Here is a 26,820-nt window from a genome sequence, read left to right as displayed (position 1 = left end):
CTCTTCCCGCACCGTGTTCAGTCGGCGAACAGCGTCAATCCATAGCGCAGAGCGTAGTTGAGCATCGTTACCAATGCGCCCGGACGGTGGTGCCGCTGCGACGTCCGCGGCTGGCGGCTGTGGCCGGACTTCGCCACGAGTGTGCGGAGTATGAGAGGCCTGATGAAGGACTGCTCCGGGCGTGACGCACAGGACGCAGAAGCTGTTTCGCGCGCTTGTCACCGACTGAGGGGGAACCAGTTCGTTACCGGTGCTGCCTCGTATGGGACGAGTGATTACGACTGATCCGGATATGGGCCAAGCTTCATACGGTGCAGTGACAAGCATGTCAGCAGCTGCGGAGCGGAGACGACGCAGCCACTCCCGAAAGGCAGGGTCACCGTCCGCGATTATCAGTGGACCTTTGTTGTCGTCAACCCACTCAGCCACAGTGAGACCGGTTCCTGGGATCAGTAGTGTGGCGACGGCTTGACTCAGGTAGTAGCTCGTGGGGGCGTCGCGATCATTGTCGGCGTCATCGGCCGCGTGCATGGGCGAAATTCCTTGCCGGTACTGGGTCTCAGGTTTCGCTGAGTGTATCCGCCTGTCCGGAGAGCTCGTTACGCAGACTGAGGACCCGAGGAGTGGTGTCGGCGAGCATGGTCAGTTAGGTTTTTGCCGCCCGCGGGCGTCGGCAGCGTGGTGCGCTCGAGCACGACTCCAGGCTCAACTAGCCGTTGCCTGTTCCCATGTCGCCTAACAGCAGCACAGCTGCGGATGTCGTTCCGAGACAGGTGGGTGGCGTGCGCGCCGCGAGCTACTACGTACGGCTAGCGAACGGCGGTTGCAACCGGCTCAAGCAGTAGCAGGCACGACCGATCCTCGTAGCGGTCGACTTCGGCCGTTATGTCGAGGTTCGTCCCCACGCCGATCGTGTCCGGTACCGGGCCGACCCAGTGGAGGTCGTTGAGGGTGTTCTCATCACGGAACTGGAAAGCCGGTCCAGTCGCTGACGCAGCGTCGCCCGCGTTGATTAGGATGTCGTACCTAGTCTTCGCGTTCCCGTGCGGTGCCATCGCGGCGATGCTGCCGGGAAACACGATCGTTCGACCACGATGAGCCGCAGCAAACGCTGCGATGTCCGGCGAGCAGTAGTCAGTGAACGCGAGGACAGCCGCGAACTCAGGACTGTTCTCAGGCGTGAGCACCTCGCCATCACGGGTCGATGACCGTGACGCTGCTTCGCCAGTCGCTTCAGCGGACGGTTGCCCGCTCGGCGAAGCTGTCGCTTCACCCGGCGCGGGATTCGCCGGGGCAGTGTTCTTCTCGATGACTAGCCCGACGGTCACAATGATTGCCAGCACGAGCACAACCACGCCGCCACCGATGATCCAAAGCAGCCGACGAGACTTCGGCCGGGGGCGACGGAAGGTGATTTCAACCTGAACCATACCTGGCGACTGCGAGACCAACTCCCAGCCGTCGGCCTCCCACTTCTTTACAATCCGCGACTCCATGCCGCGGACCGCACGGATCGTTTTCGTCTCGTACGTGACTCCGGTGTCCGTTGCCATGCTCACAGCCCCTCAGCTTCATGCCAGGAAGGTGGCCGGCCCGTGCTGAGCCTACTGGCCATCCGAGCCCGTACCCGCCACTGGGACACCCCATATCCCTTTGTCGCCCGCGGGTGATCCTGCGGAGGGTCAGGGCCGAAGGACGGACGAGTGCGGCTAATCTTGTCGAGTTTCGTCAAGAGAGGGCACCCATACGACCACTCCACCGCCTCCCCCACCTGGGTGGTATCCAGATCCATCGGGAGGTTCAGGATCACGGTACTGGGACGGCAAGAAATGGAGGGCACAGGTGGCGCCCGCCCCGCCAGCACCCGACTTGGGTAGTGGAAAGCTAGCCCCGCTGCTGTCTGATACACGGGGTGCTGCGGGTGCTCCGATGTCAACGGCCAGTTTGATGTCCCCGCTGGTGGCCAGGTAAAAGTCCCCACCCTGTGCGGGATGTTCTAGGTCGGTGGCACCTCCGTTCGGTGTGTCATGCGGTAGGAGTCGCCGTCGGTGATGACGATGGTGGCGTGGTGCAGGAGCCGGTCGAGGATGCTGGCGGCGGTGGTGTGTTCGGGCAGGAATCGTCCCCATTGTTCGAAGGGCCAGTGGCTGGCGATCGCGAGAGATCGGCGTTCGTAGGCGCCGGCGACGAGCCGGAACAGCAGTTGGGTGCCGGTGTCGTCGAGCGGGGCGAATCCGATCTCGTCAAGGATGAGCAGATCTTGGCGCAGCAGGGTGTCGATGGTTCTGCCGACGGTGTTGTCGGCCAGCCCGCGATACAGGGTCTCCACGAGGTCGGCGGCGGTGAAGTACCGCACTTTGTGTCCGGCGTGCACTGCGGCGATCCCCAACCCGATCAGGGTGTGACTCTTACCCGTCCCGGCAGGGCCGATCAGGGCGACATTATGTTGCGCCCGAACCCATTCCAGTGAAGACAGGTATTCGAAGGTATTGGCCGGAATAGAGGATGCGGCCACGTCGAACGATTCCAAGGTTTTGGTGACCGGGAACCCGGCAGCTTTTAGTCGGTTGCGGATGTTGGAGGCATCACGAGCGGCGATCTCGGTTTCCACCAGGGTTCGCAGTACTTCTTCGGGTGTCCACCGCTGGGTTTTCGCGGTGAGCAGGACCTCGGGTGCGCTGCGGCGGATCGAGGCCAGTTTCAATCGGCGTAGCGCGTGATCGAGGTCGGCCGGTAGCGGCGGCACTGTCTGAGGTGCAACGGGTGTCGATGTTGTGGTGGTCATGACACCTCCTTGTCGCCGGCGCCCAGCTTGTAGGCATCCAGCGAGCGGGTGGGCGCGGTAGGCAGGTGACCCAACAGTGCTGTGCCGGCCGGTCGCGGGTTGGGGGTGCCGGCTCCGGCATCGAGGATCGAGCGCACATCGGCGGCCTTGAACCTCCGGAACGCCACCGCCCTGGTCAGAGCGGTGAGCACCTGTTCGCGGCCGTGGGAGGTGACGAGCCCGAGGATGTCATCGAGTTCACCGCCCAGGCGGGTGTTCCCGATGGCCGCGGCACCGACCAGGAACTGCTCAGCAACCTCACCGAGATCGCAGAACTGTTTCTCTACCGCAGTTTTGGGCCGTGGTGCACGACTGGGCGGGGTGCGTGGCCCCCCGTAGTGATCATCGTTGAGGACGACCTCACCAGGTGCGGCCAACAGATGATCGGCGACCACCTCACCGGAGGCAGGTTCGGCGATCAGGAGCCGCTCACCGTCCTGGATGAGGGTCACGGTGGTGCCGATGAGCCGGTTGGGTACCGAGTAGCGGGCCGAGGCGTACCGGATACACGAGAGGCGATCGACCTTACGGGTGACCGGCGGTGGACCGACCTGGGCCCGCAGAGACGGCAACGGGCTCAATGTGTCTCGTTCGATCGTGAGTTGGTCAGCAGGCACGCACAGTGTGTCGCTGTGACGGCGGGTGTTGACCTCGACACACCAGTCCCGCGCGGCCCGGTTCGCTGCGTGCACATCCAGCTGCACGTCGTCACGACCAGCAGCGATCTTGGCTTCGGTCCACAACGGCTGCGCCAGATCCGACTGCGCGTACCCGCAGAGGTTCTCCACGATCCCTTTCGATTCCGGATCGGCGCCGTGACAGAAGTCCGGGGAAAACCCGTAGTGGGTGGCAAACCGCACATACGTGGGGGTGGGTACGACGACGTTGGCGACGACTCCACCTTTGAGGCAACCCATCCGATCAGCGAGTACCTTGTTGGGCACTCCACCGATCTCTTCCAACGCCTCGGCGATGAATCCGAGTGTGGTGGTGGATGTTTCGTTGGTGGCGAACCGAACGAACCGCCACCGCGAGAACGCCAACACCGCGCAGAACATGTGCAGCCCGCCGATTACGGCCCAATCGATGACCAGGTAGTCACCCGGAGCCCACACCGCCGGGCGGCGGCCACGATGATGATCACGGCGCCACTGTGTTTTCTCCTGGGCGACGAGACGACGGAAGTTGCGGGCCGAGCCCTCATAGCCCGCGGCACGTGCTACCGGCAGCAGTCGCTTGGCGGTGATCCGGCCGTGTGACCGCTCGACTCGCTCAGCGACCAACTCGGCGACCGCATCGTAGTTGCGGGCCCGTTCCTTGCGGTCGGGTGGTTGATCGTCGGCCTCGAACCGGTCGACCACACGCTTGACGGTCTTGTGGGTGGTGCCGCACACCTCGGCTGCGGCGCGATAGCTTCCGAGTTCTCGGTAAGCAGAAATGATGTCCATACGGTCCTTCGCAGACTTCAATGGAACTCCCAGGCGGTGATGGTGATCGGTTGGCACCTTCACCGTCATCGCCTGGGCCCTCAGTTCCGGGTCGACACGACGAACACAGGGTGGGGACTTTTATCTGGCCACCAGCGGGGACCTCGACCTGGCCACCAATGGGGACTTTCTCATGGCCATGGACAGGTAGCGTGAAGGAATGCCGATCGCGTTGACTACCTTGTTTCCCGACGGTTCTGTTCCCGATCGCGAATGGGTCTTGGGCCAGTCAATTCGGTTCGATCCGGCTGCGGTGCGCGCACGCTTGCCGGATGCTGCGATGTGGCCTGACGAGCTCGACAGTGTGTCGGCGGGCAGTGGTCGCTATCGAGTGGTTTCGCGCCGCGATGTCTTTGAGGTCGCAGCCCGAGCGGTGCAGGACGGGTCGCCGATCGTAGCGGCGCAACTGCACGTGGCGTGTGTGGTGTGGGGTACGAGTCCGGGCCTGACGATGGTGCGGGCGCTGCGTCCCCTCAGCCAGCCCGACGCCGCGGAGAAGCTCGCCAAGGCTCTGGCTGTCGTGCGGACCGAGGGGCCGGTCAGCGCCTACAAAGCCCTCAGCGGGCGCAACCGGTTGAAAATCACCGGACTGGCGGCGGGCTTCTTCACCAAGTTCCTCTACTTCGGCGGGTACGACGCCAATGCGTTGACAGGCCGCCCACTGATCTATGACAGCAGGGTTGTAGACAGTCTGCGTCGAGTGACCACCGAAGAGTGGGAGATCGACGGCCCGGCTGACATGTACGGCCGTTACCTTGATTTGGCTGCGGACTGGGCCCACGACTTCGACACCACCCCGGATGTGATCGAACGAGCACTGTTCGGCCGCTGACAGCCCTCACCGCACTCCTTTTACATGAGCAATCCGCCCCGGGGGGTCTGGTCAGGTCTGGAAGCAACCGGCGATCGCTGGCCCGGTGAGCTGGCATCGGTTCCGGGCAGATCATTGCCCGAGACATGGTCGTTCGCTACGTTCGCGAGAGGGATCGACACCAGACTGTGCCGTTGTTGGGAGGATCATCGTGGCTGATCACGACGTGCGATTCAGCGCCAGTAGGGTGCGCGTTGCTGGCATCGACTTCGAGTTCGATGTCGCGATCGACGGGAGAACTCTCGGCACCCTTTACGTTTCTGAGGGCAATCTGCAGTGGCGACCCAAGCACGGGCAGAAGCGTATTCCGATCTCGTGGAAGGAATTCGCTGAATGGGCCGAATCGTAGCCCGCAGGAGAACCCCACGGGTCGCCGGCACCGGCAATGCGGACGGCCGACGAGTGCAGTTATGCCTGCTTCAGCCGTGGCGGCAAGCCGTAAATAGCTTCTTCCCTGGCGACGACGACGACCCGGATGTTGACGATCTCGTCTGGCTGACCCCACGAACGTATGCTGCCGGCGACATCATGGTGTACCTGGTCGACGCCCCCAGCCCAGCGATCATCAAGATCGACACCCTGTCCCGCGGCTCCGAGGACGATGGCCTGAACGCCGAACCCGACTTAGAGTGGGGCCCCTTCGACCAGGGATTGTCGCTGCGGGCGACCGCGAGAAGTGCCTGAGACAGTGAGCGGGCGCCCGTCGTCAACTCGCCCTGGTCGTGCATGAGCGTTTGATCGAAAGGGTCAACGACCTGTGGTACGGCCATAACCGACCGGGCCGCACGCCAGGTTCTACTGAACCGTCCTGGGTCTGGTGGAGACCGTGATCTCACCAGGAGAATGCCGGTATGGGTGCACTGAGGAAGTTTGATCCAGAGACGCGTGAGCGGGCTGTGAGGATGTATCACGACCACCTCGCCGAGCATGGCGGCGGAAAGCTCGCCGCCCGGAAACACGTGGGCGCATTGCTCGATATCAACCAGGCGACGTTGCGGAACTGGATCGAGAAGGACCGGCCGATCGTGACTGCGCGGGGAACGATGACGGTGGGCGAGCAGGACGCCGAGTTGGCGGCGCTTCGCAAGGAGAACGCTGAATTGCGAAGGGCCAATGAGATTTTGAAGACAGCGTCGGCGTTTTTCGCCGCGGCGGAGGTCGACCGCCGACTGCGGTGATCGTTGATTACATCGACGCTCACAAGGGTCGGTTCGGGGTCGCCCCGATCTGCCGAGTGCTCACTGAGCACGGCGTGCAGATCGCCCCGTCCACCTACTACGCCCGCACGCAAGCGGGTCCGGTCTCGGTGACACGATTGGCCGAGGCGTACGACGCTCACGCGGTCTACCAGGCGTTTCATCGCAATCGTGGCGTGTACGGCGTCCGCAAAATCTGGCACACGATGCGCCGCGAGGGCCGTGAGATGGGCCGTGATCAGGTGGGCCGACTGATGGGGATCTGCGGGATCGCCGGAGTCACCCGCGGAAAACATCGCACGATCACGACCCAGCGCGATGATCGCGCGCCGCGGCATCCTGATCTGGTGGAGCGCAAGTGGTCATTGCCGGCCAGGCCAGATCAGTGGTGGGTGGCTGATTTCACCTACTGCTGGACCCTGGCAGGGTTCGTTTACACCGCGTTTCTCGTCGATGTGTACTCGCGTCGAATCCTCGGGTGGCGGGTGATGACGAGCAAGTCGACACCGTTGGTGACCAGCGTTCTCGAACAGGCCTTGTTCACCCGACGTAGAACCGACTTCTCGTTCACTGCAACAGGTTTGATTCATCACAGCGATGCCGGAAGTCAGTACACAGCGCTGGCGTTCACCGAAGCATTACGCGACTCCGGCTTGGCCGGATCGATCGGGTCGGTCGGCGATGCACTCGACAATGCGTTGATGGAATCAGCCATCGGGTTGTACAAGACCGAACTGATCGAGCGCCAGCGATCGTGGACCGGGCGCGCAGAAGTCGAGCGCGAGACCGCCGCCTGGGTGCACTGGTACAACACCGAGCGGCTGCACTCATCGATCGGCTACTGCCCGCCCATTGAGTACGAGAGGCGCTACCGTGAGACAGCCACCTCCGAGATGGCGGTGGCCTAAACGAGGTCTCCATCCGATCCAGGACGGTTCATACACCCTGACCACCGGATGATTAACCGGTTGGCGCCGGTGAGGGTGGTGGCGGGTTGCGGTCGCCGGGTTGGGGTATCGGAAAGGTCATCGACGGGCTCGGTGGGGCCGGTGGTGCGAGCCGGTTTTGGGGGTTGGCGCGCAACGCGGCCTCAGCTGCGGCTAGGGGCGCGGAGGCTCTGTCGCGGGCTTGTTGTTCAGTCACAGGCTTGCGGCCGTCGACAGGGACGAGGGTGTACCACTTCTCTGACTCGAGGTAGCGGGTGGCGAACAGGTACCACTGGCCGACCTTGAGAGGTCTGTCGCCGTTGACGGAAATGTAGACACCGTCTTTGACTCCGCCTTGCTGGTTGACTACCACGCTCTCGGGGACTTCACCTTTGATCGCCGTTTTGGTGAGCACGCTGTACTGAGTTTCGGGGAGTGGCCCGAGTGCCTTGGTGCCGGCGGCTGATTCGACGCGGCCGGTGAAGACGTGCGTCGAGATCGCCATCAAATTGCGTAGGTCAGAGGTGTCGGTGATCGAGTCCGCATGGGCGGTCGAGGTGGCCGTGGCCGATTCGAGGGGAGGGATGCCCTCATTGACGGTTTGTTCGCCGCACGCGGCCAGGGTGGCAGCGGCGAAGATGCCGACGATGCCGAGCGTGAGGGCCGCCGGTCGTGTTGCTCGGTGGTTGGTGGTCATCAGAATCCCCACTTGTTGTGGTAGAGGTCGCGGGTGAGCCCAGTGGGCGTGTAGGACGTTCCGCGGGCCCCGTCATTATCTGCCATCAGGTCGTTGGAGCAGGTGTGGAACAGTCCCAGTGCGTGCCCAATCTCGTGGGCGATCACCCCCGCTCTCCTCGCCGATGAGTAGCCCTGCACGTAGTGCATGTTGATCTGGATAGTGCTGGTCAGCGGCGCGTTGTAGCGCGTGTGCAGCCCAGACCAGCTCACATCGGATCGGTTTTCCGTCGAGATCGCCACATCGGCAACCTCGAACACACCTACCGGCGCGACCGTGATAGGACTGAGTTGGTTCCAGGAGTTCACCGCAGATTGCAGCTCGGCGCCGTAGAGGAAACCGCCGCCGGTGCTGTAGGCGAGGCGCTGCCCATCGACGTCGTTGTTGGGTAGGAAGTAGCCGCCGACGCCCGTGTCCTTGTAGAGCACAGTGCCGCCCTGGAAGTCTTGCGCCCAGACCGAGCAGGTGGTGGTGCGGGTGTCTTCAGTGGGAAACTTGAATCGCCCGTTCTCCCAGCCTGAATCGGCCCAGACGTCGCAGATTCCCAGCCACACGTTTTTAGCTCCGGTCGTGGCCGAGTAGTAGATCGACCCGGCCACCATGTGATTCGCGCGCCCGCCGTTGACGCCGAACTCGCGGGTGATCGGATAGCCCAGATACCCAGTCTCCCAACCTACTCGGCCCCACGCATCGCGAATAAGTCCACCGATCTGGTTGGCATGCCCGCCGGCCACGGCGGAGTGCCAGTAGATCGAGCTGTTCTTGACGAACTTCTGAAACTTGCCGCCGTTCTGGGTGTTTGACTCGGGGATGGTGGCGTTGCCGAAGAAGTTGTAACCACCGGCTTGTTCGTATTCCTCGTGGATCTTCCCGTAGATCCAGTAACCATGGAAGACGTCCGCGCGTACCGCGCCTGCGCCGATCCACATTAATGCGGCAATTACTAACGAGGCCAGGGCAATACCAAACCTACGCACCGTCACCACCTTCACTCGCCCCCCAAGACCAGCAAGTGGTGGACACGCTATCTGCAATGTGTGATCTACGTCAACGAAAATCGGGTACCGCAGATCACTTCGGCACTCCTGCCTCGCACCTACCTGCCCGACTGATGTAGCGGGACGCTGTGGTGACTTTGTCGGCCTCGAGGGCCCGGCCCGTCCAGGTGACCTGACGTGTGAGCGGGAGAGTGTGTCGAGGTTGAAGCTCATTTGCGCGCGGCAATATACGCAGTGGATACTTGTTAGAGTTGTATAATGTTGTATAGTTTTAATCATGGCTGAACAAGGTTTTCTGCGAGTCGCGGAGGCGGCTGCTTATCTCGGGGTGTCCGCCCAGACGCTGCGGCGATGGGATCGTGACGGCACCTTGCCTGCGCTGCGGCGCCCCGGCAGTGATTACCGGTATTACCGGCGCGCCGACCTGGAGCCGTTCCGGCTGGAGTATCGCCGTGCCCAGGAGGCCGCCGCGGCTGGCGCCAACAGCAGTGTGTTCGTCACCGCCAACGCGGACGTCGAGGCCAACGCGGCGTTGCGGGAGCCACAGCGCGAGGCCCACCGTGCTGTGCGCGAGCACTTCGCTGAGAACGCCACCCCGGCGATCGTGCAGATTCCAGTCGGGTGCGGCAAGACCGGCATCATGGCGACTCTGCCCTTCGGCATCGCCCGTGGTCGCACGCTGGTGATCACGCCGAACTTGACGATCCGTAAGGGGGTCGCCGATGCCGTGGACATCACCAGCCCGCAGTGTTTCTGGACCAAGTGTCGGGTGTTGTCGGATTTCACCGCAGGGCCGTGGATGGCCGTCCTGGACGGGCCAAACGCCAACGTCCACGACGCGATCGAAAGTGACTTCGTGGTCTGCAACATCCAGCAGCTGGCCAGCCAGGCCGACCGGTGGCTTCCGCAGTTCCCGGAGGACTTTTTTGACATGATCCTGGTCGATGAGGGCCATCACGCTGCCGCCGAAAGCTGGCAGAAGGTGTTCCGGCGCTTCCCCAATGCCAAGGTCGTCAGCCTGACCGCCACCCCGTTTCGCTCCGACCAGCAGCAGCTGCACGGCGACATCGTCTACCGGTACCCGTTCACCCGGGCGATGATCACCGGCTACATCAAGCAGATCCACTCCCGCAACGTCGCCCCCGCCGAGCTGTACTTCACCTACCGTGACGACACCCGCCGCCACACCCTCGACGAAGTCCTGGAACTGCGCGAGGAGGCCTGGTTCCGCCGCGGCGTGGCGCTGAGTACCGAGTGCAACCGCCACATCGTGGAGGCCAGCATCCAGGCGTGTGACCGGATGCGCGCCCAGACCGGTATCCAGCACCAGATCATCGCCGCGGCCTGCTCGGTCGACCATGCCCGCCAGGTCGCCGCGATCTACAACGAATGCGGATACCGCGCGGCCGAGATCCATTCCGACATGGACGAAAACGACCAGGACGCCGTCATCGCACGGCTGCGCCAAGGGCAGCTCGACTGCGTCGTGCAGGTGCAGATGCTCGGTGAGGGCTTCGACCACCCGCGCCTGAGTGTCGCGGCGATCTTCCGGCCCTTCCGCAGCCTGGCGCCCTACATCCAGTTTGTCGGCCGGGTGATGCGCGTGGTGCAGGAGGCGGCCCCCGAGCACCCCGACAACCAGGGCCACATCGTGTCCCACATCGGACTCAACAACGACGCCCGCTGGTCAGAATTCCGCGAACTCGACCTCGATGACCAAGCCTTGGTGCACGGATGGGTTGCCGGCACCACCGACGATGACGGCGATGGCAACGGTGATGGCGAACCGCGTGCCCGCCGATTCGACGAGGGCATGCTCGTCGACAACGAGATCCTCACCGACTTCGTCGAGCAGACCTACCTTGATCCCACCGACGACCGGGTCCTCGACGAGATCTTGAACCGCGAAGTCGCCCCCGGCATTCGTGTCGGCGACGTCGTTGACCGCGAGCAGCTACGCCAACGCCTGCTGGCGCAGCAGGCAGCAGCCGCACCCCCTGCGCCGCAGCCGATCCCGGTCTCCCCGCAGCGGGCACGACAATCGGCCAAGACCCGGGTCAACCAGCGCACCAAGGCGGTCGCCAACCGAATTCTGGCCGACCTCGACCTCCCGACCCGGGGTCACCAGCTGATGGCCGTCACGGGCGGCCCGCGTCAGCACAACACGGTCATCGCAATCCGCCGTCTGGCCGCGGCGATCAACGAGGCGGTGGGCATGCCCAACGGCACCCGCGGCGAGTGGTCGGGCGAGCAGTTGACCACCATCTTCGAACGCATCGACAAGATCGCCGACACCGTCCGCGACACGTTGAGATCCCAACTGTCCCAACGCGGGTAAAACCTCACCCGTACCGTGCCCCAAAGGAGTCAGCATGCCCACCACCAAAGCGATCCTGCGCCACGTCCGTGTCGAGACGCCCCGCACGAATCACGAGCGTCCGTGCGCCGCCCACCGCAAAGGCAAGAAGGCCCACTTCATCCTGGCCGGTGACACCCACCTGGTCATCACGGAAAACGACAAGGCGATCAGATACTGCCCGCCGGCGGCCGCCGAGATCCTCGACGTCGCTCAACAGGACCTCGCCACGCTGCGCCAGCAGCTCGGCCTGTGACGCCGACGGGCCTATGTCTATCTGGCTAGCTAAAGCCCTGTCCCCCAGCATTTTTCAACTGGTAACGGGACGTGTTGAACTAGGGCGAGTTGCAAGAAGCAGTCCTGATCGACAAGGTCTATCCCAAGCCCCAATCGGTCCATGCCCCGAGTAGCGCGATCACTCCGGCCGTTACGCCAGCCGCGAGCGAGTACGCCCAGCCAGCCCAACGGGTGCGTGCCGGGAGCATAACCGCGATCCCGGGAAGGAGTAGCACCGCCCATGCCAGCAACCACGGAACCCAGTACGTGGCGATGAGCGGCCTGTCCACCGGTGCATCCAGGGGCGCGGCGGTGGGTTCCGACAAGCCCAGCCAGCTCCGTGTCAGATGGGCGAGCGGGATCACGACGAACATCCCGACTACGAAGCCGATGATAGCGGCGGCGACGACCTGGGCCTTGCCTGCACGCGATACGGCGAAAGTGGCTACCATCGACCCACCTTACGGTGAGTCCCGGCTCAATCTATGGCACCGAGGGCCGGTTCGTAAGAGAACTTGTTTAGCGCGAAAATCTCATCCGCAACGGCGGGTTCGTCTCGCGGGAGTCGGTGTACCGGCTGGGCGACTACGGTCCCGATCGCCGCCTGAACAACTGGATCGCTCCGTTCAACTCGATCTACGAGGAGCTGGTCGAGGACCGCGGTCTGGAGTCGGAGACCCTTCCGGTCGCGGCGGTGTACGACCGAGCGGTGAGCGGGTACCAGCGGGCACGCGGGTACCGCGTGTTCCAGGGGATCGTGCGACTGGTCCGCGAGCGCGAGGACCGCCTCACGCAGGCATAACCACGTATGAGCGAAAGCCTCCCGCTGCCTGGGATGTCCGGGCAGCGGGAGGCTTCGTTCCTACTTACCGCTTGGTGAGGCTGTAGCCGAGGGTGTCGGCGAGCATCGTCAGGAGCTGGTGGGCGTTAGGCAGGTGGGCCTCGGCCATTCGTGCTGCAGCTCGTTCGCAGTCGGAGTCGTCGCCGCACAGGCATTCTTCGCTAAGAGGGTGCTCTGAACGACGCGTTGCTGTCGCTAAGCAAGACCAACCCTGGAGCTTTCGATGACGTGGCTTCCAGGTTGTGGAAGTCTTCAGGACTGGATATGGCCATTCGCAATGGCGGTTTCGGGCTCGGCGATGCCTTCGGTGGTGATCGCAGCTTGCTGCCCGACCCTTCCAACTGGCCGGACCGTCGCTCGGGACCCCCGGATAGCACCGATGGCGAGGCTGACAGCTCGCACAGCGGTGATGGATAGTGCGTGTTCCGCTTACGATCACTCCATCGTCACCACTACAAGTGGTCTTGAGGCGGCGATGATCATGCTGACCTGGCGTTGCAGCGCGATGATGAGGTCTTAGAGCTGGTCGACAGCCCAGGAATGCGGGTACTGACGACGAGCAGTGATTCAAACTGGTTTCCGTCAACCAATGTTGACGGATCGCGGAGACACGGGCACGCTGGTCTGCATGAGGACTGGACTGGACCGCGGCGACGACGACGAGACACCAATCGAGCAGCTTTCCCGAGTCGCAGATTGGCGACGGGAGATTGCCCGCGAGGAGGAAGTCGCGGTGCGGCGGGCACGCCTGGCAGGACTGTCGTGGGCAGAGATCGGCACGCTCCTTGGAACGACGAAGCAGGCAATGCACAGGAAGTACCGCCGGGTCGGTTGAGAATTCAACGCACCAGACTCAGGTGCGGTAGGCGTGGGCTCGGTGGTCGATTCTGACAATGACGATGGTGTGGTTGGGGTCGTCGATGCGGAGCAGGATGCGATAATCGCCGCGGCGGGCGCTGTGAAGGTCTGCGAGGTCGTCGCGCAGCGGCTTGCTAAGCCGGTGGGGGTTCTCGGCGAGCGGCCCGGAGATGAATTCGATGACGGCGTGGACGATCCGGGATGGGAGTCGTTGAAGGTCGCGTCGAGCTGGGGATGCGACGTCAACCCGGTACGGGGCGGACGAGTCTGTCGGAGCGTCGCTCATTTCGGCGGCATGCCGTGTTCGGCGCGCAGGTCGTCGATGGAGACGGTCTCACCGGCCGCGTACTCGGCGTCTGCGGTAGCGACGTCGTCGCGGACGCCGGCGCGTGAGAGCCAGTAGATCGTCTCGTGCAGCGATTCGAGGTCGTCGGCCGACATCAGCACCGCGGCGGGTTTGCCGTGCTTGGTGATCGTGATGATGTCGTGCGTGCTCTCGGCGCTGTCGACCAGCGCGGAGAGCTTGTCCTTAGCTTCACCGAGTGGCACTGTCGTCATGGCTACATGATAGCCGCAATACTAGCCTTCCACTAGCCTCGTTTTTAGCCGATAATAGTAATTATGTCAAGTAGTCGGTAGCGAGTTGCATCATCCGCGAACTCGAGGTCATGCTCCGATTCGTCCAGTCACTCCTCGTCGACCCCGGCGACCCTCCTCGTTCGCCAGAGGCACTACGCGCATTCCTGCATCGTTGGGTTGGAACGGCCATTGAGGCGAAGATCCCGACGTCCTAGTCGGCTCGCCGATGGCCCGATCAAAGACATTGCCGCAGAGGGGGCTTCACCTCTCTGGACCCAACGCGCCGAAAACACTGTGCTCGCAGTCGTGGCCGACTCCGGCACAGCACCCACGGCACATCAAGCGACGGCCGACGCCGTGATCGCAGCGTCTCTGGCCAACATTGCTGTCGCTCAAGCGACTCTGGCGGCGGCGCGGGCAGCCGGGATACCGACGCCCACGCCCAACCGACGAGCCATGAGCCGAATCGCCGCACTCAGGTTCACCGACTCCCTCCCAGGGCTGGGCCGCGACGTCATTGCCGAAATACGTCACATAGTCGCCGGGCAACCGCGTTCGATACTGCTGCGTATCGCCATCACCCTGGCTCTGAGCGCGGCGCTGGTGGTGAGTTACCACACCCTGGGATGGAGACGGGACGACGACGCCGCATCACTGACCCTGTATGTGTTCTCGGTGATCGTCGGAAGCGTGGTGTGCACCAACGCTCTGCGCTTCGAAGCCAGCCGAGTACGCCGCCGCCCGGCAGGTGGTCAACGCCTTTGGCAATTGCTGATCGTCAAGAATCTCGCAATGGCGGTCCTGGTGACGGCGGCCGGCACGCCGGTGATGGCCGTGCTCTCCCTCACCGCCGGCACCAACCCCATCGCGATGGTCGACCAGTTCATCACGATGGTCTTCATCTGGCTGGGAGTGGGCAACGTACTCTCGGTGGTCTTCCCTCTACGCCAAGAGCCCTTCTCGGCTCGCCTGCGCGACGGCACCTGGGTCCCGTATCTGCTGTCCTTCGCACTGTCCTACGGGATCGGGCTCACGGTCAACCTCATGATCTACTGGCGGTTCTGGGCCGCCACAGCGCCGGCGACCACATCACCGGCGGCGACACCGCAGCCTTCGTCGTGGTCGTTGCCAGCGCACTGAGCAGCTGGATACTCTTGACACTCCTCGCGGTCGCGTGCAGTCACAATCCACGAATACGCCAACTCCTCTCCCAAGAAATGGTCGAATACCAGGCCCAGCGCACGCGACCCTGACACCACGGCCCCTCCCCTATTCCAGACGCGCCGCGATCCCTTCGATGCGCGGCAACGCGAAGGCCATTACCGGCAGATACGCCGCCGCCCAGACCGGCGCGCCGAAGCTGAGAACGCAGCCGCCCGCCACCGGAATCACCTCGTGCCGCGTCGCGTTCGCACCTGCCACCTTCCAGGCCCACAACCGTCCATCCACGAACTCGGTGACCTCGAAAGGCAGCGGCACCCCAGCGATAGTCGTGATCGTCCCACGTGCCCCGGAAGCCAACTCGACGTCTCCGTTCACGCGTGCCCCTGTGACAGTGGGCCCCCATCTCGGCCAGGCGTTCACATCGGTGATCGTTGCCCACACCGCTTCGGGGGGCAGGTTCATCCGCAATTCGGTCGTCGGCATGCCGTGGCGGAACGAAGTGCGGACCCGCAGAGCCGACATCAGCGACGCTGGAGTCGCCGGACATCTCATCGTTCGGCCCGACCGAACAGCTCCCGCGCCCAGGCGACGTCTTGCAGCGGCCGTTTCCGCCCCCGCGGTGCAGGACTGCCGTGGTCGAAGGTGTTACGCAACATCGAACCATCGTCGCAGAACGTGGTCGGGACGGCACTCGTCGCCACTCCCGGACGTGGCCGTCCATCTGGGTTGCGCGAGTAGGGTGCGCCAGGCGTCGTCACCGCAATCCCGGGAGGACCCGCAAAGGCTACGCGCGTTTCAACGTGCCCCGGATCAGGGAGCCTGTTTCCACCACGCGACGACATACAGCGCGAGCGACGCGACGAGACCACCGAGGACCCAGAGAACCACCGAGTAGTCGACCCATGATCCGAACGGGGGCGAACCGGGGAAGATGTTGCGCAGGGGTAGCACGGCAAACAGCATCACGGCGAACCAGGTCACCATCGGAGGCTGAAACGCCTTGCGGTGGCGGACCGTCTGGATCGAGACGAACAGGGTGCAGATCGGCAGAACGACCAGCATCGCGCACAACGCGAGATCAAAGGCCAGCGATGCGGCCGCCCTGGACGAGGTGACCGGGAACGCCTTTCCGCCGGCGACGGTGTCCCCGGCTTTGATGTCCCAGCCGATCAGCGAGTCGATCAGCACGACCTCTGTCGGCAACGCGGCATCGTTCGGACCGAACGCCTGTACCGTCACCGACTCCGCGACGTATCTGTCGAACGGCCAGAGCCGGATGTCGCCGTCGCTGTACAACGACACCGGCAGAACCCCGGGGCGTGTACCGGCGGGGAACGTCAGCTCGGTGTCGGAGACCGTCGGCGAAACGTCTACGGTCAGATCCTGTTTGAGGTCGCCTCGACCATCGAGCAGATCACCACCGGCATCGATCGAGACGGTGCCGGCCACCTCGAAGTCGGCGCCGTTGACCGTGTTGATATCGAGGTACACCACGACGCCGTTCGCCACTGGTCTACTTGCTTCCGCACCGTCATCGGTTCCACCTTTGGCGTAGACCACCAGGACGGAGACATAGGCGATCATCAGGCCGACCACGATCGCCAGCGCCACAACCCACGAGAATCTTCTACCGGTCTCCGCCATACTCCAGCCTCCACGCTCATCTCCCGTTCGGCGGCCGTAAGCAGGCGCCGGCTGCCGGAAAGTCTATGGGTGCACGCCAATACCGCTCCGGGCCGGGTGGAATTCGGAATGCAGAGCACGTCAGCAGCAGCAACCGACTATTCCGGGCAAGATCCCGCGGCGGGCGCAGCGGTTCCGAGGAGGCGCCCCAGTGGCACACTGGTCGGAACGCACTACTTCCGACGAAGCGAGCACGCGTGAGGAGTTCACAATGGTCATCGCAGGTTTGGTACTCGCCGCGGTCGCGGGGCTCCTCCACGTCCTCATCTTCTATCTGGAATCCATCGCCTGGACGAGCGAGCGCGCCCGCGCGACGTTCGGCACCGGGACGGTGGAGGAAGCGACAGTTCAGAAGGAACTCGCTTTCAACCAGGGGTTCTACAACCTGTTCCTCGCGATCGCGGTGTTCGTCGGAATCGTGTTGTACGCCATTGGATCTGACGCCGTCGGGGCGACGCTGGTCTTCACGGGCACCGCGTCGATGGTCGCTGCGGCATTGGTTCTGGCGCTTTCGAGCCCCGACAAGATCGCGGCCGCACTCAAGCAGGGCGTGGTTCCCTCGCTCGCAGTGATCGCGCTCGCCGTCGGCCTGATCGTCTGAACCCGGCGAACTCCTCGCCTACGCAGCCGCCGCTCACTTCAGGCCCGACGGAACGACCTTGCCGTTGACCGTCACGATGACGTCGCCGGTTGCTGTGTTCTCCGAGATGGTGCCGTACTCGAAAGTCACCACTTCGAGGTCACCGTCGGTGGTCACGTCGCTCGTGGGCACACCGAGCGGCCCGGCCGAGCCGTTCTTGCCGGTGAGTAAAGGCACGCCGTCCGGGGCACGTTCGGTATTCCATGCATCCCGGATCTTTCCCGAGGTGACGATATACGCGGGTGTCCCGGGGTTGGCGTTCTTCGCGATGATCACGCCGCGTTGGAATTGCTGGTACACGACGCCGCTGTCTCGGGTTCCGGCATTGTGATCCCCGGTCAGCGGTATGCCGATGGCCCGCTTCTGGGCGTCGGTCGCCGCCGCGTATTTGACTGCGAGCGGGCCGACCAGAGTCACCGCGACGTCGTCCACCCCCGTGATCGTCACCGTAGCGGGCGTCCCCGGGGTGCTGGTCTCCGCAACCGTCCGATCGTCGGCGTCTGACGGGGAGACGGAAGCCTCGGCCGATGATGCCTTCGATGACGTGTCGTTCGCGTCGGCACCACCGCAGCCGGCAGCGATCAGCGCGACGACGAACATTCCAGCAGCAAGGTTGGCAAGACGGAGAGCCACACGCGTCATGTTTTCCTCTCGGACATCGACACGTAGCGAATCCGGTACGCGCGAACCAGTGTCGTGTCGGAGTCTAGCGGCTCGACGCCCCACGTCGGCAGGTCCTCATCGTAGGCGGACACGATTCGATGCCATGTCACCAGGTGAGACGTTTTCGATGCAATGTCCCAAATCGGTCATGGCAGGTCGCCAGACCTGCTCCAATGGCGATGAGAGCAATGACTCGTCGACGGTGACTGAGAGGTCGGGATGGCGCACTACTACCCAGAACTGGCGGAGCGGGTCGCACGGCAGGCCGACGAGTTGCCCGAGCTGTATGGCGACTTCGACTTCGACACGACCCCGGAACGTTTCACCACCGACCCCGATGTCGAGTCTGCGCTGCCGAGTCGATTGGGCGATCGCAGCAAGTATTTGAACGACCCGCGTCTGATGGAACTGGTCCACACATCGACGTTTCTGGCCGACGTGCCCGCCGATCGGGTGGCTGCACTGTCTGCGCAGTATCCGGTCTCCGAACTCGTGAGTCTCGTTCGACGCGTATGCCGCGCGGGCGCGGAGAATGTTCCGGACGCTCCCCCGGAGATCGGCGAACTCATCGCCGTGATGCAGGAGAAGCCCGACTGGATCGACTTCGATCTCATCGACGACGGCGCCGCATACTCCCGTCTGTATGCCGCGCTCGTGTCACCCTTCATGACCCGGGGCGCATTCCTCGCGACCTTCACCAACAGCTATGCGGCGCTGCCGATGACGATCACCGGCGCGCTGTCGGGCACCCGAGCCGCACACCGTGTCAACGAGACCACCGCCTACTTCGCGGTCACGGCGCTACCGGGCGGTCTCAGGCGTTTCGGTCCGGGCTTCGAGGCGACCGTGATGGTGCGCCTGATGCATTCGATGGTCCGGTTCAATGCATTGCAGCGGACCGGCCACGGCAACAGCAGGAAACGAACTTGGGACACCAGGATCTACGGCCTGCCGGTCCCCCAGATCGACCAGTTCCCCGCAGGCATGATCGGCCCTTATCAGAAGGCAGACAAGGCAGTCAGGGCCAACCGTGAACTCCCTTACGACGAGCGGGCGATGGTCGAGTTCCATCGCTACCGCGGGTTCCTGCTCGGACTCCCCGAGGAACTGCTGCCCGGTTCCGCGCAGGAGATCGTCGACCTGTTCAACGCGCGGGCCGCAACCCTGCGCCACGGCTACGACGACGACTGCCGCAAACTCGTCAGCTCCACGATGGACGCCTACCTGCGCCCAACGGAGAGCCCCTTCGACCGTGTAGCCGACGCCGTCGAAAAGAGCTACAGCAAGCTCGCTTTCGCGGCCGCCTTCTGCGAGGGAAACCTCAGGAAGGCTGCCGACATGGGCGTCGACCTCTCGATCGCCGACCTCGCGCGTGCAGCCGCGACCGCGCCGTGGTTGACCGGCCGGTTCGCCGCGGTCCGCATCGCCGGCAAACTCCCGGTTCTGCAGAATCTCGCCGATCAATACATCACCGAACTCGTCAGGAGGCGCCTCGACGACTACGGAATCCCTGAGTACACAACCGATTCCCGTGAATACGCACACTGACGGACCCGTGCACAGGGCGGCCGGTCAGCGGTGCCGGGGCGACCGATACCGGACGACTTGCAGAGGCTTCATCGCCAGAGCACCGGGGGCACCCCTTCGGCCGTCAGACTTCCGCCGCCGGCGCGCCACAGTCGGCCATCTCGAGAACCGGTACCAACAAAACCGAAGTCAGGCGAGTTTCAGGACTGCCGGTTCCGCACGCGGGAGTTGGTCGGGACATGGCGTCGTGGCGCCGGCCTCCGACGCCGTGTCGAGCGAGTCGCGTCGCCGATTGCCGCCGGGATACTCCATGCGGCGCTGGAAACGATCCATGCCGACAGTGAACACCGTGAGCCCCACTGGGGCGAACAGTCCCACGATGAGTGCGACCATGCGTCGTTCCTCCTGGTGTTCCGATACGTTGACCGGGAGGGAATATAGCCATTCGTTCGTATCGGTAAACATCGCATCGCCGTCGTCGGCGACCGAAGGTCACCACAGCCCGGCGGCGCGGGTCAGCGGGGGTCGATTCGGAACACCCCACAGCGTCCCGCAACGGCGGCGAAAGCGTCCGGGGTGACGTCGGTGACCACGCCGGCATCCTTCATCATCTTCGGTCCGTCACTGCCCGACAGTTCAGGCCAGGCGCGGAGTACCGGCACCGCCTGGTCGGCGGGCAGTTCGACAAGACGGACATCGGTCACGTCCCCGCGAATCGACAGCTGCGCCAGCCCGTCGGCGGCGCGGACGTTGCGAGCCCAGTCGGCCCCGGGGAATCCTTCGAGGAGGTAGCGGCCCCCGTCCACGGCGACGACGGTCAGCGGCGTCCGCCGAGGCTTCCCGCTCTTTCTGCCGGGCACGATCAGGACCGGCAACTCCTTCATCCCACCGAAGCGTTGCAGGAACAGGAACACCTTGTTCATCGGCTTGAGCCAGCGCGGCGGCGTGACAGTTCGCGGTGACGTGGGCATGCTCGCTCCTTCCGGCGCCTTACTCCGTACACCGTACTAGGTTTACGGCGGCGGGTACACCGGCGGTCAGCGCTGCACGTCGATGACGAGTCGCGTCGGGTTGGTCAGCACGTCGACGGTGAAAGGAGCTCCGCGTTCCGACACCCCGATGAAAGACTGTGTGACACCTTCGAATACGAGCGCGCCCCGCACCTCCACCACCGACCCGCCTGGCTGTGCACGAATCGGATCGGGACCGGCATACGGCTCGACCCCGCTGTCGAAGGGGTACGCCGACCCGGTGATCTGGACTTCCAGGATCGCTCCACCCGCGACATCGACCGGGAAGCCGCTTCCGTCCTGGAGCGCCTCGTCGACATAGGCGACGCGCCAACCGGGCCGGCCGCTGCCCCCGAGCTCGTAGACGACCCGATCGAATCCGTCGTGCGAGCCGGTACGGATGTCGGTGACGGTTAGTCGAGCGCCCTCACCTGCGGGCGCGGTCTTCGGACCGGCGCTCTCGCCATCGGTCGGCACATCGGACGCCGTCGAACCGGTCTCGGACGGCGGCGTCGACGTCACCGTCTCGGTCACCGTCGGGGCGACACCGACGTCACTGTCACGCTCACCGTCGGCAGCCGAACAGCCCGCAACGACGAGAGCAGCGGCGACCAGGACCACCGCGGCGCGCACACGCATCATGAGCGCCCACGCTACCCGGGGATCAGGGCCAGAAGATGGTGCCGTTCTGGAAGTCCTGGGCAAAGCGGCTGCCGATGCGGTACTCGCCGCCGAGCGGAACGCCGTAGTACCCCTTCGCGGCCCCCTGCGCGCGCCACTTCTGCAAGATCCCGCCCCAGACGATCTGGGCGCCGCCGTTCTTGGACCAGGTGATCGTGCCGCCCTGGAAGTCGCTGGTCCGCCCCTTGCCCGACTTGTACTCGTTGGTCGTGGGGAAGCCCAGCGCGCCGCGCTCGGCGCCGATCTTCTGCCAGCGAGTCCGGATCGCGCCGCCGACCTGATGAGCCGTTCCGGCGTCGACCGTCGGGTGCCAGTAGAACGACACGTCGCGGGAAAAGGTTTGGTACCGGCCACGCTTGGCGGACGCCCGTTCGGGACCGGTCGGTGCGCCCCACTTCCAGAAACCGCCGGTCTTGGAGTAGGCCTCCTCGATCTTCCCGCCGACGACGATCCCGTTGATCACCCGATCGGCCTGGGCGTTCGGAGCGAGAACGACGAGAGACATCGCGGTGGCCAGGATCGCCAGTCCCACCGAGGCAAACCGCGACCGGTTACGGCCGGCGGCGGGGCGGGTGTCACGTGAGGCGCGTCGAATCAGGGACGAGAGACCAGACATGGGCGTGATCATACGGATGCAACGGGTACATCGTTAGGGCAGCTCACGAGCGTCGTCACGAATCAGTCGCATGGCGGGGATCACAGCGGGTAACAGAGCAACTGCTCTGTTACCGTTTTCTCGTGCCCCGGCCCAGAACTCATGACCTCGAGCAGTTGCTCGATGCCGCCGAGGCGCTGGCGGTCCAATCGGGCGCTGCTGCAGTCACGGTGCGAGCCCTCTCAGAGTCGACGGCAGTGTCCAACGGTGCGATCTATCACGCCTTCGGCTCGCGAGCGGGTCTCGTCGGGCGGGTATGGCTGCGCGCCGCACAGCGTTTCCTGACCGCGCAACGCGAGGCAGTGGAGGCGACCCTCGACTCCGGGCGGGGCCGGGACATCGCCGTCGAGGCGGTCGTCGTTGCCGCCGACGCCCCGGCGCGCTTCGCTCTCGATCAGCCCCTGTCCGGGCGATTCCTGCTCACCGTGGACCGAAGCGAACTACTCGGGAACGCCGATCTACCCGACGATCTGGCCGATGAACTCCGGGACCTCGATCAAGCTCTCGTCGACCTGTTCCGGACGCTGGCGCACGCGGTCTGGGGACGCACCGACCGCCAGACGGTGGAGGTCATCAGAGATTGCGTCGTCGAGCTCCCGACCGCCCTCCTTCTCCGCGGCCGACGTACCGCCGACGCCGCGGTCCGCGAACGCCTCGCCGCGGCCGTCCGCGCCGTGCTGTCACTCGCCCCTCCTGGAACCAACTGATCAGCCGCTGCGACAACAACTCTCCACGGACAAGGAACCGAACATGACCGCAACACTGGAATTCCACGACGACATCGCAGTCCTGATCCTCGGCGAGGACGAAAACCGTTTCTCCCCCCGCTTTCTCGAGTCAGTCAGCACCCATCTCGACAAGGTCGAATCCGACGCCCGCGGTCTGGTGACCGTGGGCTCGGGCAAGTTCTACTCCAACGGACTCGACCTCGACTGGCTCCTCGCCAACGGCGACAAGGCCGACTCCTACGTCGGACAGGTGCAGGAACTCTTCGCCCGGCTGTTGAACTTCCCGCTGCCGACAGTGGCCGGGGTCAACGGTCATGCGTTCGGCGCCGGCGCCATGTTCGCCCTCGCTCACGACTATCGCGTGATGCGTGAAGATCGTGGCTACTACTGCTTCCCCGAGGTCGACATCCGAATCCCGTTCACCCCCGGCATGGCTGCGCTCATCCAGGCCAAGCTGACACCCCAGGCCGCACTGACCGCCATGACCACCGGACACCGTTACGCCGGACCGGAAGCGGTCGCAGTCGGACTGGCCGACTCGGTGGCCGACGAGCACGCCATCGTCTCCAGCGCGCTCGATCGGCTCAAGCCGCTCGTCGGCAAGGACTCGAACACCCTCGGCGCCATCAAGTCCACGATGTTCCGCTCGGTCACCGAAGTGTTGCGTGAGGGCCACACACACTGACCTGTCCGAGGCCCTCGCTGTTCGTGCACCCGTTCACCGCGTAGGCCGACCGGAGGACGTTTCGGCGTTTTGCGTCGTTCGTGACCGTCGCTGTCTAGGTTTGATCTGACCTGAGCGGCGGAGGCCAGATGAGCAATCAGTCATCCCACAGTGATGCGAACGAGGTGTCCGCCGAGTTCGGCTACACCCCAGAGCTCAAACGCACGCTCGGCTCGTTCCAGGTGTTCGCCGTATCGTTCGCGTTCATCTCCGTCGCCGTCGGGATCTTCGGCACCTACGGCATGTTGCTGAACAACGCGGGCCCGGTGGGCATCTGGACCTGGCTGATCGCGCTGGCCGGTCAGATGCTGGTGGCGTTGGTCATCGCCCAGTTCGCCGCCCGCATCCCGCTCAGTGGATCGTCGTACCAGTGGGCGTCTCGGCTCGCCAACCCTCGCGTGGGTTGGATTTTCGGCTGGCTGACCTTCTGTTACCTCGTTGTGGGACTCATGGCAATCGACTTCGCGATGGCCAGCCAGTGCCTGATGCCATTGTTCAACATGACCCCCGACGAGCAGACCGCCCGCATCCTCACCGTCGTGATTCTGCTGGTGCAAGCGGCGCTCGCGATCGCATCGACCCGACTCGTCGGGCTGATCAACTCGCTGGCAGTGGGCGTCGAGGTGACGATCGTGGTGTTGCTGGTGGTCGCGCTGCTGGTGGCGGTCGCCGTGACCGGCGACGGTTCGGCCGCCAACCTCGGATCACGTGGCGTCGCAGCGGATTCAACAGAATACTTCGCCTTCGGCGGCGGCTTGATGGCCGTGATGATCGTCGGCCTGGCAACACTGGTGGGCTTCGACTCCGCGGCGAACATGGCTGAGGAGGCCAAGGATCCGCACCGCACGGTGCCGCGGGCCATCGTCGGCTCGGTCGCAGCGGCCGGAATCCTGGGAATGCTGTTCCTCATCGGACTGACCGTGGCGATCGACGACATCACCAAGGTGACCGCGTCGGAATCGCCGGTGGCGACCATCATGCGGGATCAGTTCGGAGCTCCGATGGAGCGAATCCTGTTGGTGGTGATCGCGATCGCATTCTTCGGCGGCGGACTGGTGTCGCTGACGTCGTGTGCACGCATGGTGTTCGCGATGTCGCGTGACGGGCGGTTCCCGGCGCATCAGGTGATGCGACGGGTCAACAAGCGGTCCCAGACCCCGATCCCGGCCACCGTGCTCCCGTTGGTCATCGGGATCGTCGTGATGATCGTGCTGCCGGGCGACGCGCTGATCGAACTCATCACCGCGGGCACTCTTTTCCCCGCGATCACCTACGGACTCGTCGTCATTCTCTATCTGGCCGTCCGCAAACGCCTGGACCGCAAGCGCGGTGCCTTCGACCTCGGTCGGTTCGAGTTGCCGGTGGCCGTGGCCGCCCTGGTGTGGTCGGTGTGTGCTGTCGTCATCCTGCTCTCCCCCATCGACGCGACCGTCCCCATGATCATCGTGGGCGGGCTGATCCTGGTCGGCTGTCTGTATTTCGGCTTCATGCTGATGTTCCGGCGGGAAGTCCTCGACAGCGAACCCGGACAGGACGTGTTCTCCGACACCGACCGTCGTACCGACCCCGACCCTCAGGACGCCGAGGTCTGATCCGGCCGGGCGCCCGCGGTTTCGGTCACGATTTCCCCACCCCGAGACCGCCGCCGGCATGATTGAATTCGGCGTGCGCGTACATCATTTGATCGCAACAGCCGCAGCGGCTGTGTTCGTCGTCGGATCCGCCGGATGTTCCACCGATTCCGGCGAATCCCCGCAGCCCTCGTCCACGGCGGCAACCGAGACCACCCACGCGCCCACCGCAGCTCCGCCGGTCCCGCAGGGTTCCGACGGAATCGACATCGAACGCATCGAGTATCTCGATCCCGCCGACGCCGACCCGGCCGAGAACTGGGCCAACCTGTACCTACCCGCGGGCGACCACGGGGACGGAACCGTTCCTCTCGTCACCATCATTCACGGCGGCGGCTGGGAGAGTCGCGCCGGCGCAGAGCAGTTCGACGACATGGCCCGTGATCTCGCCGCCCGCGGACTCGCCGTCTACAACGTCGAGTATCGCCGCGTAGGCACGGGCGGCGGCTGGCCGACGACCTTCCACGACGTGGCCCGCGCACTGGACCACGTACCCGCGATTGCCGAGGCACATCCTCAACTCAGCATCGACGACGAGCTGGTGATCGGCCACAGTGCCGGTGCGCAATTGGCCGTCTGGGCAGGCACGCGACACCGCCTCGACGACGATGAAGTGGGCTCACGTCCGGCATTCGGCCCATCCCGAGTGGTTTCCATCTCCGGCCCCTTGGACATGCGTTACGCCGTGAACCACGGCAACGGACGGGTCATCAAGCAGATCCTCGGCGGCACACCGGAACAGGTGCCCGATCGGTACGCATCGGTGGACCCGATCCAGAACCTGGATCCCGCAATGCCGGTGATCCTCTTCCACGGTCTCGCCGACGACGACGTCGACCCGGACAACTCGCGGCACTACACCGCCGCAGTCCGGGCGGCGGGCGGCAGCGCCGAGTTGCACCTGGTGGCCGGCGAAACCCACACCTCGCTGGTGCATCGACGATCTCCTGCGTACGAGCAGATCCTGGACCGCCTCTCCGTCGTGGCCACGACCGACCTCGACAGGCTTCGCAGCGAGTAGGGCTCGACCGATCTGGCCGCCCCTTCGCCCCCGGGTGCGCGAGTAGGGTTGTCCCCCGGGCAGTCCTGAGGTCACGAGGACCGCAGATATGACCGGGAGGTGCAGATGGCCGCAGAATCGACCCGGCGCGGTCGAGGTAGACCACCGGGACCCCCGGTCGACCTCGACGCGCGACGGGAGATGTTGCTCGACGCCGCAGAGGCGACCATCCGCCAGTCCGGCGCCGCGGTCGGGCTCGCGGAAGTCGCCAAAGCTGCCGGCCTCACCCGCTCCGCGGTGTACGCGGCGTTCAACGACCGCGATGGGGTGGTCGACGCGCTCGCAACCAGACATGCACGACGGATTGTCGAGCGACTCACCTCGGTCGTCGGCGGAACCGCCGATCCCGCCGAACAGACGCGCGCCGCCATCGACATCCTGGCCGCCTGGTTCGACGACGAACCCCAGCTGGCCCACCTACTGACCGGACGGCTCGATCAGACGGCCGAGAACACTCCCGGTGCCATCGTCGAAACCGTCGCAGACATCCTGCGAGCCGGTTTCCGGGCGCGCGGCGCAGACGACTCCCCCGCCGAACCTTGGGCATACGCCCTCGTCGGAGCGGTTTCCTCGGCCGTCGGATGGTGGTCACGAACGCGAAGCATCCCTCGTGCCGACCTCGTCGACCACTTGCATCGACTCATCTGGTCAGGCTTCGAAGGCGCGGGAGGCGCAGCACCGAGCAGCAGACCTTGACCGACGCCCA

31 protein-coding genes, 1 pseudogene and 1 other annotated feature are annotated in these 26,820 nt (G+C 64.5%); of the genes and pseudogenes, 17 read left to right on the top strand and 15 right to left on the bottom strand.

Annotated features, from left to right (window positions below):
* Positions 1-809: 809 nt before the first annotated feature.
* Positions 810-1,553, bottom strand: coding sequence for a DUF4839 domain-containing protein (locus tag PWF70_RS10805; RefSeq protein ID WP_075844772.1), 744 nt, complete (start codon positions 1,551-1,553; stop codon positions 810-812).
* Between the two features lie 229 nt (positions 1,554-1,782).
* Here PWF70_RS10805 and PWF70_RS24125 point away from each other — a divergent pair.
* Positions 1,783-1,971: pseudogene (locus PWF70_RS24125) on the top strand (DUF2510 domain-containing protein); the annotation flags it as partial.
* Between the two features lie 25 nt (positions 1,972-1,996).
* Here PWF70_RS24125 and istB read toward each other — a convergent pair.
* Complete coding sequence (gene istB, locus PWF70_RS10800; protein ID WP_062394395.1) at positions 1,997-2,785, bottom strand: IS21-like element helper ATPase IstB; 789 nt, start codon at positions 2,783-2,785, stop codon at positions 1,997-1,999.
* Positions 2,782-4,293 carry an IS21 family transposase gene (gene istA, locus PWF70_RS10795; protein ID WP_119699221.1) on the bottom strand — a complete coding sequence of 504 codons (1,512 nt, stop codon included), beginning with the start codon at positions 4,291-4,293 and terminating at the stop codon, positions 2,782-2,784. The genes istB and istA overlap by 4 nt, the downstream gene beginning before the upstream one ends.
* Before the next feature lie 178 nt (positions 4,294-4,471).
* Between istA and PWF70_RS10790 the strand changes: the two genes are divergently transcribed.
* The 4 genes from PWF70_RS10790 to PWF70_RS10775 all read left to right on the top strand — a co-directional run bounded on the left by PWF70_RS10790 (position 4,472) and on the right by PWF70_RS10775 (position 7,286).
* Positions 4,472-5,143, top strand: a complete 672-nt coding sequence (locus PWF70_RS10790; protein ID WP_068971513.1) for an 8-oxoguanine DNA glycosylase OGG fold protein — start codon at positions 4,472-4,474, stop codon at positions 5,141-5,143.
* A 190-nt stretch (positions 5,144-5,333) separates the two neighbouring features.
* The gene (locus PWF70_RS10785) at positions 5,334-5,531 is read left to right on the top strand and encodes a hypothetical protein (RefSeq protein WP_055476435.1); all 198 of its coding nucleotides are present in this window, start codon (positions 5,334-5,336) and stop codon (positions 5,529-5,531) included.
* On the top strand, positions 5,516-5,866 hold the full coding sequence (locus tag PWF70_RS10780) for a hypothetical protein (protein WP_223258969.1): 351 nt from the start codon (positions 5,516-5,518) through the stop codon (positions 5,864-5,866). Before PWF70_RS10785 ends, PWF70_RS10780 begins: the two co-directional genes overlap by 16 nt.
* Before the next feature lie 167 nt (positions 5,867-6,033).
* Positions 6,034-7,286, top strand: a protein-coding gene (locus PWF70_RS10775) for an IS3 family transposase (RefSeq protein WP_137811086.1) whose coding sequence is annotated in 2 segments (ribosomal slippage) — positions 6,034-6,328 and positions 6,328-7,286 — 1,254 coding nt in all. Because the reading frame shifts where the segments join, the coding sequence is not laid out codon by codon here.
* Positions 6,318-6,449, top strand: a sequence feature (AL1L pseudoknot). It overlaps the preceding gene by 132 nt.
* 52 nt (positions 7,287-7,338) lie before the next feature.
* On the opposite strand, the gene PWF70_RS10770 is transcribed toward PWF70_RS10775, so the two are convergent.
* Positions 7,339-8,001: a hypothetical protein gene (locus tag PWF70_RS10770; RefSeq protein ID WP_055477302.1), complete on the bottom strand. Its 663-nt coding sequence runs from the start codon at positions 7,999-8,001 to the stop codon at positions 7,339-7,341.
* On the bottom strand, positions 8,001-9,032 hold the full coding sequence (locus PWF70_RS10765; protein ID WP_286352950.1) for a reprolysin-like metallopeptidase: 1,032 nt from the start codon (positions 9,030-9,032) through the stop codon (positions 8,001-8,003). Before PWF70_RS10765 ends, PWF70_RS10770 begins: the two co-directional genes overlap by 1 nt.
* A gap of 283 nt (positions 9,033-9,315) precedes the next feature.
* Here PWF70_RS10765 and PWF70_RS10760 point away from each other — a divergent pair, with 283 nt between their 5' ends.
* Positions 9,316-11,376 carry a DEAD/DEAH box helicase gene (locus PWF70_RS10760; protein ID WP_068970440.1) on the top strand — a complete coding sequence of 687 codons (2,061 nt, stop codon included), beginning with the start codon at positions 9,316-9,318 and terminating at the stop codon, positions 11,374-11,376.
* Between the two features lie 34 nt (positions 11,377-11,410).
* Positions 11,411-11,650, top strand: coding sequence for a hypothetical protein (locus PWF70_RS10755; RefSeq protein ID WP_055477305.1), 240 nt, complete (start codon positions 11,411-11,413; stop codon positions 11,648-11,650).
* 118 nt (positions 11,651-11,768) lie between these two features.
* Here the strand turns inward: PWF70_RS10755 and PWF70_RS10750 are convergent, their stop codons facing one another.
* Entirely contained in the window at positions 11,769-12,122 is a 354-nt protein-coding gene (locus tag PWF70_RS10750; protein ID WP_055477306.1) for a hypothetical protein, read from the bottom strand.
* 116 nt (positions 12,123-12,238) lie between these two features.
* Between PWF70_RS10750 and PWF70_RS10745 the strand changes: the two genes are divergently transcribed.
* Both PWF70_RS10745 and PWF70_RS10740 read left to right on the top strand, forming a co-directional pair.
* Positions 12,239-12,472: a hypothetical protein gene (locus PWF70_RS10745; protein WP_055477307.1), complete on the top strand. Its 234-nt coding sequence runs from the start codon at positions 12,239-12,241 to the stop codon at positions 12,470-12,472.
* Between the two features lie 667 nt (positions 12,473-13,139).
* Positions 13,140-13,346: a hypothetical protein gene (locus tag PWF70_RS10740; RefSeq protein ID WP_055477311.1), complete on the top strand. Its 207-nt coding sequence runs from the start codon at positions 13,140-13,142 to the stop codon at positions 13,344-13,346.
* 18 nt (positions 13,347-13,364) lie between these two features.
* On the opposite strand, the gene PWF70_RS10735 is transcribed toward PWF70_RS10740, so the two are convergent.
* Entirely contained in the window at positions 13,365-13,655 is a 291-nt protein-coding gene (locus tag PWF70_RS10735; RefSeq protein ID WP_286352949.1) for a type II toxin-antitoxin system RelE family toxin, read from the bottom strand.
* Complete coding sequence (locus PWF70_RS10730) at positions 13,652-13,927, bottom strand: type II toxin-antitoxin system Phd/YefM family antitoxin (protein WP_055477309.1); 276 nt, start codon at positions 13,925-13,927, stop codon at positions 13,652-13,654. Before PWF70_RS10730 ends, PWF70_RS10735 begins: the two co-directional genes overlap by 4 nt.
* A 477-nt stretch (positions 13,928-14,404) precedes the next feature.
* Here PWF70_RS10730 and PWF70_RS10725 point away from each other — a divergent pair, with 477 nt between their 5' ends.
* Positions 14,405-15,088, top strand: coding sequence for a hypothetical protein (locus tag PWF70_RS10725; RefSeq protein WP_051405879.1), 684 nt, complete (start codon positions 14,405-14,407; stop codon positions 15,086-15,088).
* A 129-nt stretch (positions 15,089-15,217) separates the two neighbouring features.
* On the opposite strand, the gene PWF70_RS10720 is transcribed toward PWF70_RS10725, so the two are convergent.
* Positions 15,218-15,595 carry an SRPBCC family protein gene (locus tag PWF70_RS10720; protein ID WP_035752553.1) on the bottom strand — a complete coding sequence of 126 codons (378 nt, stop codon included), beginning with the start codon at positions 15,593-15,595 and terminating at the stop codon, positions 15,218-15,220.
* A 327-nt stretch (positions 15,596-15,922) separates the two neighbouring features.
* Positions 15,923-16,756 carry a DUF4436 family protein gene (locus PWF70_RS10715; protein ID WP_035752376.1) on the bottom strand — a complete coding sequence of 278 codons (834 nt, stop codon included), beginning with the start codon at positions 16,754-16,756 and terminating at the stop codon, positions 15,923-15,925.
* 250 nt (positions 16,757-17,006) lie between these two features.
* Here PWF70_RS10715 and PWF70_RS10710 point away from each other — a divergent pair, with 250 nt between their 5' ends.
* A complete protein-coding gene (locus tag PWF70_RS10710) occupies positions 17,007-17,396 on the top strand; it encodes a DUF1304 domain-containing protein (RefSeq protein WP_035752373.1) in 390 nt (129 codons plus the stop codon).
* Between the two features lie 33 nt (positions 17,397-17,429).
* Here the strand turns inward: PWF70_RS10710 and PWF70_RS10705 are convergent, their stop codons facing one another.
* Positions 17,430-18,077 carry an LGFP repeat-containing protein gene (locus tag PWF70_RS10705; protein WP_035752370.1) on the bottom strand — a complete coding sequence of 216 codons (648 nt, stop codon included), beginning with the start codon at positions 18,075-18,077 and terminating at the stop codon, positions 17,430-17,432.
* Positions 18,078-18,317: 240 nt separating this feature from the next.
* On the opposite strand from PWF70_RS10705, the gene PWF70_RS10700 reads away from it, so the two are divergent.
* A complete protein-coding gene (locus tag PWF70_RS10700; protein WP_035752367.1) occupies positions 18,318-19,646 on the top strand; it encodes an oxygenase MpaB family protein in 1,329 nt (442 codons plus the stop codon).
* A 168-nt stretch (positions 19,647-19,814) separates the two neighbouring features.
* Here PWF70_RS10700 and PWF70_RS10695 read toward each other — a convergent pair whose 3' ends face one another.
* From PWF70_RS10695 to PWF70_RS10680, 4 genes are all read right to left on the bottom strand, one after another.
* Positions 19,815-20,018 carry a hypothetical protein gene (locus PWF70_RS10695; protein ID WP_230461933.1) on the bottom strand — a complete coding sequence of 68 codons (204 nt, stop codon included), beginning with the start codon at positions 20,016-20,018 and terminating at the stop codon, positions 19,815-19,817.
* 122 nt (positions 20,019-20,140) lie between these two features.
* Entirely contained in the window at positions 20,141-20,596 is a 456-nt protein-coding gene (locus tag PWF70_RS10690; protein ID WP_035752364.1) for a nitroreductase/quinone reductase family protein, read from the bottom strand.
* Positions 20,597-20,662: 66 nt separating this feature from the next.
* Positions 20,663-21,277, bottom strand: coding sequence for an AMIN-like domain-containing (lipo)protein (locus PWF70_RS10685; RefSeq protein WP_035752361.1), 615 nt, complete (start codon positions 21,275-21,277; stop codon positions 20,663-20,665).
* Positions 21,278-21,299: 22 nt separating this feature from the next.
* Positions 21,300-21,932 carry an LGFP repeat-containing protein gene (locus tag PWF70_RS10680; RefSeq protein ID WP_035752551.1) on the bottom strand — a complete coding sequence of 211 codons (633 nt, stop codon included), beginning with the start codon at positions 21,930-21,932 and terminating at the stop codon, positions 21,300-21,302.
* Between the two features lie 122 nt (positions 21,933-22,054).
* On the opposite strand from PWF70_RS10680, the gene PWF70_RS10675 reads away from it, so the two are divergent.
* The 5 genes from PWF70_RS10675 to PWF70_RS10655 all read left to right on the top strand — a co-directional run bounded on the left by PWF70_RS10675 (position 22,055) and on the right by PWF70_RS10655 (position 26,810).
* The gene (locus tag PWF70_RS10675; protein WP_035752359.1) at positions 22,055-22,678 is read left to right on the top strand and encodes a TetR/AcrR family transcriptional regulator; all 624 of its coding nucleotides are present in this window, start codon (positions 22,055-22,057) and stop codon (positions 22,676-22,678) included.
* 43 nt (positions 22,679-22,721) lie between these two features.
* Complete coding sequence (locus tag PWF70_RS10670) at positions 22,722-23,384, top strand: enoyl-CoA hydratase-related protein (protein WP_035752356.1); 663 nt, start codon at positions 22,722-22,724, stop codon at positions 23,382-23,384.
* Between the two features lie 128 nt (positions 23,385-23,512).
* Positions 23,513-25,015, top strand: a complete 1,503-nt coding sequence (locus PWF70_RS10665; protein WP_035752354.1) for an APC family permease — start codon at positions 23,513-23,515, stop codon at positions 25,013-25,015.
* 58 nt (positions 25,016-25,073) lie between these two features.
* Positions 25,074-26,075, top strand: a complete 1,002-nt coding sequence (locus PWF70_RS10660; RefSeq protein ID WP_006357554.1) for an alpha/beta hydrolase — start codon at positions 25,074-25,076, stop codon at positions 26,073-26,075.
* A gap of 105 nt (positions 26,076-26,180) precedes the next feature.
* On the top strand, positions 26,181-26,810 hold the full coding sequence (locus tag PWF70_RS10655) for a TetR/AcrR family transcriptional regulator (RefSeq protein WP_035752350.1): 630 nt from the start codon (positions 26,181-26,183) through the stop codon (positions 26,808-26,810).
* Positions 26,811-26,820 lie beyond the last annotated feature (10 nt).

The sequence above is a fragment of the Gordonia sp. Swx-4 genome, assembly GCF_030316175.1.
In the GTDB taxonomy this organism is placed as follows: Bacteria; Actinomycetota; Actinomycetes; order Mycobacteriales; family Mycobacteriaceae; genus Gordonia; species Gordonia alkanivorans.
Note: the sequence above shows the minus strand (reverse complement) of the source record. Positions and strands in the feature narration are given on the sequence as shown.